This is a genomic window from Herbaspirillum sp. UBA812 (genome assembly GCF_002296545.1).
Classification (GTDB): Bacteria; Pseudomonadota; Gammaproteobacteria; order Burkholderiales; family Burkholderiaceae_D; genus Herbaspirillum; species Herbaspirillum huttiense.
Map to the genome: position 1 here is coordinate 1 of NZ_DBIC01000127.1, position 6,052 is coordinate 6,052.

Annotated in this window: 8 protein-coding genes; all 8 read right to left on the reverse strand. The window is 60.2% G+C overall.

Translation table 11 applies throughout. The features are described 5' to 3' along the window. The coding region (locus tag B3873_RS08030) for a formylglycine-generating enzyme family protein (RefSeq protein ID WP_414651530.1) at positions 1 to 810 on the reverse strand (810 nt) is incomplete at its 3' end. 252 nt (positions 811 to 1,062) lie between these two features. After that, complete coding sequence (locus tag B3873_RS08035; protein ID WP_039784530.1) at positions 1,063 to 1,620, reverse strand: TetR/AcrR family transcriptional regulator; 558 nt, start codon at positions 1,618 to 1,620, stop codon at positions 1,063 to 1,065. A 9-nt stretch (positions 1,621 to 1,629) separates the two neighbouring features. Beyond that, positions 1,630 to 2,100: a DUF1348 family protein gene (locus tag B3873_RS08040; protein WP_121045233.1), complete on the reverse strand. Its 471-nt coding sequence runs from the start codon at positions 2,098 to 2,100 to the stop codon at positions 1,630 to 1,632. 235 nt (positions 2,101 to 2,335) lie between these two features. Further along, the gene (locus B3873_RS08045) at positions 2,336 to 2,800 is read right to left on the reverse strand and encodes a hypothetical protein (RefSeq protein ID WP_286865149.1); all 465 of its coding nucleotides are present in this window, start codon (positions 2,798 to 2,800) and stop codon (positions 2,336 to 2,338) included. Between the two features lie 168 nt (positions 2,801 to 2,968). After that, the gene (locus B3873_RS08050) at positions 2,969 to 4,087 is read right to left on the reverse strand and encodes a hybrid sensor histidine kinase/response regulator (RefSeq protein ID WP_286865150.1); all 1,119 of its coding nucleotides are present in this window, start codon (positions 4,085 to 4,087) and stop codon (positions 2,969 to 2,971) included. Continuing rightward, a complete protein-coding gene (locus B3873_RS08055) occupies positions 4,084 to 4,719 on the reverse strand; it encodes a chemotaxis protein CheB (RefSeq protein WP_039784527.1) in 636 nt (211 codons plus the stop codon). Before B3873_RS08055 ends, B3873_RS08050 begins: the two co-directional genes overlap by 4 nt. Beyond that, positions 4,716 to 5,567: a CheR family methyltransferase gene (locus tag B3873_RS08060; protein ID WP_039784526.1), complete on the reverse strand. Its 852-nt coding sequence runs from the start codon at positions 5,565 to 5,567 to the stop codon at positions 4,716 to 4,718. The genes B3873_RS08055 and B3873_RS08060 overlap by 4 nt, the downstream gene beginning before the upstream one ends. After that, positions 5,552 to 6,052, reverse strand: a 501-nt coding sequence (locus B3873_RS08065) for a response regulator (RefSeq protein WP_286865151.1), incomplete at its 5' end; no start/stop codon positions are given. The genes B3873_RS08060 and B3873_RS08065, both read right to left, overlap by 16 nt.

Sequence of the window (6,052 nt, forward strand, 5' to 3'; positions counted from 1 at the left end):
CGCATACAGTGACCAGGTATGCCACGAGCCACCGCGCCGCACCTTGGTTTCACCGCTGGCCGGCCCGCGCGGATCGGCCAGCGGTGAACGCGCATAGGTCTCTTGGCCATACCAGTCGGCGGTCCATTCCCAGGCATTGCCTACCATGTCATACAGCCCGAAGGCATTCGCAGGGAAACTGCCCACCGGCGAGGTGAAGGCGAAGCCGTCGTGACTATTCAGCGCGCGACCGGCCATGCGTGGCCAGTAGGGAGCAGCGTCGGCATCAAAGGTGTTGGCGATCTGACTCAGGCCCTCCGGATCATCGCCATTGGGATAGCGCGTCGTCGTCCCCGCGCGGCAAGCGTATTCCCATTCGGCTTCGGTCGGCAGACGATAGTGCGCGTGCTCTTTCTCACTGAGCCAAGCTGCAAGGGCTGATGCATCATTCCAGGTGACGTTGAGTACCGGATGATCATCGGCCTGGGGGAAGCCGGGGTTTTTCCAGCTGTATTGCGGGCTGCGGCCTTCGAATGCGTCTTTGCGTTCGGTCTTCTCAGGATCGTAGCGCGGGTTGTAGCCGTAACCGCCGGTCTGATCGCGAATGGATTCCGGGGTATAGCCGGACTCGGCCAGGAATTTCGCGAACTGGCCCACGGTGACCAGATGCTTCCCGAGATAGAAGGGATGGGTGATCAGCACCTTGTGCCGCGGCCGTTCATCGTCGAGATCGCGCAGACGCCGCTCCTCATAATCCGGATAGGCCTGCTTCAGCGCGGCCAGCGACTCCTCGGTTCCCATCCAGAATTCGCCCGCCGGGATCAGCACCATCTGCATGCCGATGGAGTTTTCCATCGTCACAGGCGGTTGAGTTTTTTCCTCTGCAGAGGCGAACAGGCATGTCGACCAAAGCAACATCGCCGTCCATCTCATGAATCGGTGTTTCAAGGTACCCCCCCTTGTATCCGCAGTTGTCGTCCTCGTCGAAACTCAAACACCAAGTACACGGCCTGTCCGATGCCGGATCGCTCGCAGAACACAACGGCAACCCCATGCCGTTGCATTCACCTGCTGGACGGGAGATCAGCCCAACAGCCGCTTCTGGAAACGCTTCAACGCATCGGCAAACACATCGGTACTGTCCAGGGCGCGGGCCAGCACCAGCGCGCCCTGTATCCCGCCCACGACTTCCTCGGCCAGCGTTCTGGCTTCCTTGGGCTTGCGCCCGGTCCGCACCAAGGCGGACGCGAGCGCATCGATCCAGGCGATGAAGTAATCACGCACCATCACGGCAAAGCGATCGCGCTCATTGCCCAGCGCAAATACGCCGACCAGGCAGACACGCTGCCCCGAGAGGAAATAGCGGCTGACATCGTCGAACATGGCCTTGATGCCTGCCACGGCATCGTCACGCTCGTTCAACGCCTCGAACACATGCTGCCGGAACCACGCATCCACGTGGCCCAGCACGGCTTGCGCCATTTCCTCCTTGCCGCCCGGGAAAAAGTGATAGATGCTCCCCTTGCCCAGCCTGGTCCCTTCGCTGATGCGCGCCAGGCTCGCCCCCTCGAAGCCATAGGTGCGGAAGACTTCCGCCAGCAGGGGGATCACATCGTCTTTTTCCGCAATGACTCTAGCCATTCATTTTCCTCAGATACCGAAATCGCTCAGCCCGGGATGATCCGCCGGGCGCGGGCCACTATTGTCCCACAGGAATTTGCGTTCTTCCGGCTTGATCGGATGCTCGTTGATGCAAGCGTGACGGTGATGCATCAGGCCCTGCGCATCGAATTCCCAGTTCTCGTTGCCGTAAGCGCGATACCACTGGCCGGAATCATCATGGTACTCGTAGGCAAAGCGCACCGCGATGCGCGCACCGTCGAAGGCCCACAGCTCCTTGACCAGGCGGTAATCCAGCTCACGCGTCCACTTGCGCTTGAGCAGTGCGGTGATGGCTTCGCGGCCCTGTGCGAATTCGGCGCGATTGCGCCACCAGCTGTCTTCGGTATAGGCCAGTGCAACTTTTTCAGCGTCACGGGTATTCCAGCCGTTTTCGGCAAGACGGACTTTTTCGATGGCGGTTTCACGAGTGAAAGGGGGAAGCGGCGGGCGAATCGACATGATGTTTCTCCAATTAGTGTACCTTTCAGTACCTTATGTACTGTTAGGTACACACAATATAGACCGATCAACTTTGATTGACAAGCGATTTCTTGACGGACGTCGTCTTGCCGGCACAGCTTGAATCCAGCCTGTGCAAGACCAGGAGAATATTGCGAGGAGATTTCGCAGCGCCTAAAAAAAAACCTGCTCCGAGGAGCAGGCATTTCGGGTACAAGACAAGTATGACCAGGCCCTAATGCCTGGCCTTCAAGGACGCAAGATCGTTCTGTTGGAGCCGGGCCAGATTCATTCCCGATGCCACCAATATCGCGGAAGCCGCCCAGCACCAGAATGCCGGGTATTCGGTGAACTCTTTGGCAAAGAGGGGAGCGAACAAGGTGTCCACGGCCGCCAGCGTAAAGAACAAAGAGCAGCGTGGATGGCTGATCAGTGGCCCCTTCCAGGCGATGAAAAGGGAAACGATCAAGCCTGCGTTGACCAAGGCGTAACTGCCCATCCAGATCAGTTGCGGTTCCAGTCGATCAAAGATGGACATCAGGAAGACGAACGAATAGATCAGGGCCGCGTATCCCAGATCAGTGTTCTGCAAAGGAAGGAACAGCGAGATCATGAACAGCACCCATCCCGCCACCACCAGATAGCGCGCCTTGTTCAGATGTGGCGTGGTGGCAGAATTATCGGGATTGGCGTTGTGCATGGACGTCAATGGCTCCGGATCGAAAAGTTGAAAATGTTTCCGTACTTTGATGTCGGAAGACCGATGGCAAAGCGGAAGGTTCTTCACCTTCAGGAGTCTGGTTGACGCTGTAGCTCTCCTTGCGCCCGTTGCCATCTCCCAATTCATTCACTGCGAAGGCAGCGGCACTCAACGCCTCGGCAACCTCACCGTCACCATGGTCTGCACCTGGTCATCCGAACTCATGGTGATGCTTCCACCATGCGACTTGACGATCTGCTGGGCAATGAACAGGCCCAGCCCGAGACCTTCCTTGCGGCCGACCTCACGCTCGCCACCGCGGAAGGGATCGAAGATCACCGGCAACAAGGCCGCCGGAATGACACCGCGATTGGCGATGGTCATGACTACTTCCTCCTCGCTGCGGCCATCGATGCCGATGCAGATCGGACTGTCCGCCGCGCCGTGCTGCAAAGCGTTGCCCAGCAGATTGGCCACCACCTGGCCCAGGCGGTCGCCATCCCAATAGCCATTGTCATCGCCCTCGATGCGGCGCTCGACCACACTGCCCGGATACGTGGCCTGGTATTCCTGTACGACCCGTTCGGTGATCTCGCCCAGGCAGGCGCTGGCACGCACCAGCGGGATGCCGCCGGCCAGGCGCGCGCGGGCCAGATCGAGCATGTTGTCGATCAGCTTGGCCATGCGCTTGCCACCATTGAGAATCTGTTGCGAGGCCTTCTGTGCCACCTCTTCCTTGTACGTCCGCTGCAGCAGCGTGGCCGCCATCACCACCGCGCTCAGCGGATTGCGCAGGTCGTGGCCGAGGATGGCCACGAACATTTCGTTCATGCGCAGGGTCTCGGTGCGCTGCTTCAACTCCAGCGCCAGCAACTGCTTCTGGCGATACAGCTGGAAGAACACATCGGCCTTGTTGCGCAGGATATGCGGCTCGATGGGCTTGTAGAGGAAGTCCACTGCACCACTCTCATAGCCCTTGAACTGGCGGCGCTCATCACGTACACCCGCCGTGACGAAGATCAGCGGCACGTTGCGGGTACGCTCGCTGCCGCGGATCAGCTCGGCCAGCTCGAAGCCATCCATGTCCGGCATCTGCACGTCCAGAAAGGCCAGTGCCACGTCATGCTGCAGCAGCAGTTCGAGCGCCTCCAGGCCCGAGCGGGCCAGCAGCAGCTCGACATCGTCCCGCTGCAGCAGGGCCGAGAGGGCCAACAAGTTTTCGTCGAGATCATCGACCAGCAGGAATTTCACCCGCGGCAGGTCTCTGTCTTTGTATTTTTCTGTCACCTGCGTTCCTTTTCCTGGTCATTCCCCGATACGCCCAGGGTGCGCAGCAGATCGGCGATCTGCGGGAGCGTGAGCACATAATCAATCTGTCCCAGCGCCAATGCCTGCGCCGGCATGTAAGGTACCTGTGCCTGTTGCGGACTTTGTACCACGGTCACGCCACCGGCGCGCGCAATGGCCTGCAATCCGGCCGCTCCGTCATGATTGCCGCCGGTCAGCACGATGCCCAGCAAACGCTCGCGGTAAACATCGGCCGCCGATTCGAACAGCACATCGATGGCCGGGCGCGAATAATTCACCAGTTCATCGTTGGACATGGCCAGCACCGGCCCCTGATCACTGCGATCCACCAGCAGATGATAATCCGGCGGCGCAAAGTAGATCACGCCCGGCTGCGCCGGCTCCTTGTCCTGCGCTTCCACTACCGGCTGGCCGCAGCGATCAGCGAAGATGGTGGCCAGCAGGCTGGGGCGTTCGCGCGGAATGTGCAGTACCACCATGGTCGCCACCTGCGCACCACGCCGCAGCGCCGGCAGGATTTCCGACAAGGCTTCCACGCCACCGGCAGAGGCACCGATGACGATCGCATCAATCGCACGGCCACCCAGGGCCGGCAGCGGGACGAGGCTCATAGCTCCCCCTTCTTCTGGAAGATGCGATCTTCCCGCACCACTTCATCGAAAGCAGGACCGTGCGTCGAGAAACGCATCGATTCCTTCGAACCCAGTCCCAGGAAGCCCTTGCGCACCAGCGATTCACGGAACAGGCCGAGCGCGCGTTCCTGCAAATGGCGGTTGAAATAGATCAGCACGTTGCGGCAGGACACCAGGTGCATCTCGGCAAAGACACTGTCGGTGGCCAGGCTGTGATCTGAGAAGACCACGTTCTTGCGCAGCGACTTGTCGAAGACGACGGCACCGTACGCGGCCGTATAGTAATCCGAAAGCGAGGTCTTCGCCCCGGATTTCTGGTGGTTGCTGGTGAAACCGGGGATGCGGTCGAGCTCGTAGACGCCGGCCTCGGCCTTCTTCAGCGCGGCCTGGTTGATGTCGGTGGCGTAGATGATGCTGCGGTCGAGCAAGCCTTCCTCGCGCAACAGGATCGCCAGCGAATAGACTTCCTCGCCGCTGCTGCAGCCGGCTACCCAGATCTTCAAGGATGGATAGGTACGCAACAGCGGGATCACCTTCTCCCGTAACGACAGGAAATAGCTGGGATCCCGGAACATCTCGCTGACCTGCACCGTGAGGTAATCCATGAGCGCGGGGAATACCGTCGCATCATGCAGCACCTTGTCCTGCAATTGCGACAGCGTTTCGCAGCCGAACCGGATCATGGCGGTGGCCAGGCGGCGCTTGAGTGACGCACCGGCGTAACCGCGAAAGTCGCAGTGATACTTGAGGTAGATGGCATCCAGCAACAACTGCATCTCGATATCGAAATGCTGGTTGGCCAGTGCCTGATTTATTTCGGCATCCATACGCGTACCAGGGACAGCAGTTTTTCCACATCCAAAGGCTTGGCGATGTAATCGTTGGCGCCGGCGGCCAGGCATTTCTCCTGGTCATCCTTCATGGCCTTGGCGGTCAGGGCGATGATGGGCAGGCGCTTCCAGACGGCTTGCTTGCGGATCTCGCGCATGGCGGTCAGGCCATCCATCTCCGGCATCATGATGTCCATCAGCACCAGGTCGATCGGCGCACCCGGCTGTTCCTGGCTGCGCTGCAGGGCCTCCAGGGCTTCGCGGCCGTTGCGGGCGATGTCGACCTTCATGCCCTTGGGTTCCAGCACGGAGGATAGCGCAAAGATGTTGCGCACGTCGTCTTCCACCACCAGGATGCGGCGGCCTTCGAAGACCGTCTCGCGGTCGCGCGCCACCTTGAGCATGCGCTGGCTCTCCGGCGGCAGCGTGGTTTCCACCTGGTGCAGGAACAGCGTGACTTCATCGAGCAGGCGTTCCGGCGA

Excerpts from the sequence above, each read along its gene's own strand:
- B3873_RS08035 (WP_039784530.1), bottom strand. The coding sequence starts at position 1,620 with ATGGCTAGAGTCATTGCGGAAAAAGACGATGTGATCCCCCTGCTGGCG.
- B3873_RS08040 (WP_121045233.1), bottom strand. The coding sequence starts at position 2,100 with ATGTCGATTCGCCCGCCGCTTCCCCCTTTCACTCGTGAAACCGCCATC.
- B3873_RS08045 (WP_286865149.1), bottom strand. The coding sequence starts at position 2,800 with ATGCACAACGCCAATCCCGATAATTCTGCCACCACGCCACATCTGAAC.
- B3873_RS08055 (WP_039784527.1), bottom strand. The coding sequence starts at position 4,719 with ATGAGCCTCGTCCCGCTGCCGGCCCTGGGTGGCCGTGCGATTGATGCG.
- B3873_RS08060 (WP_039784526.1), bottom strand. The coding sequence starts at position 5,567 with ATGGATGCCGAAATAAATCAGGCACTGGCCAACCAGCATTTCGATATC.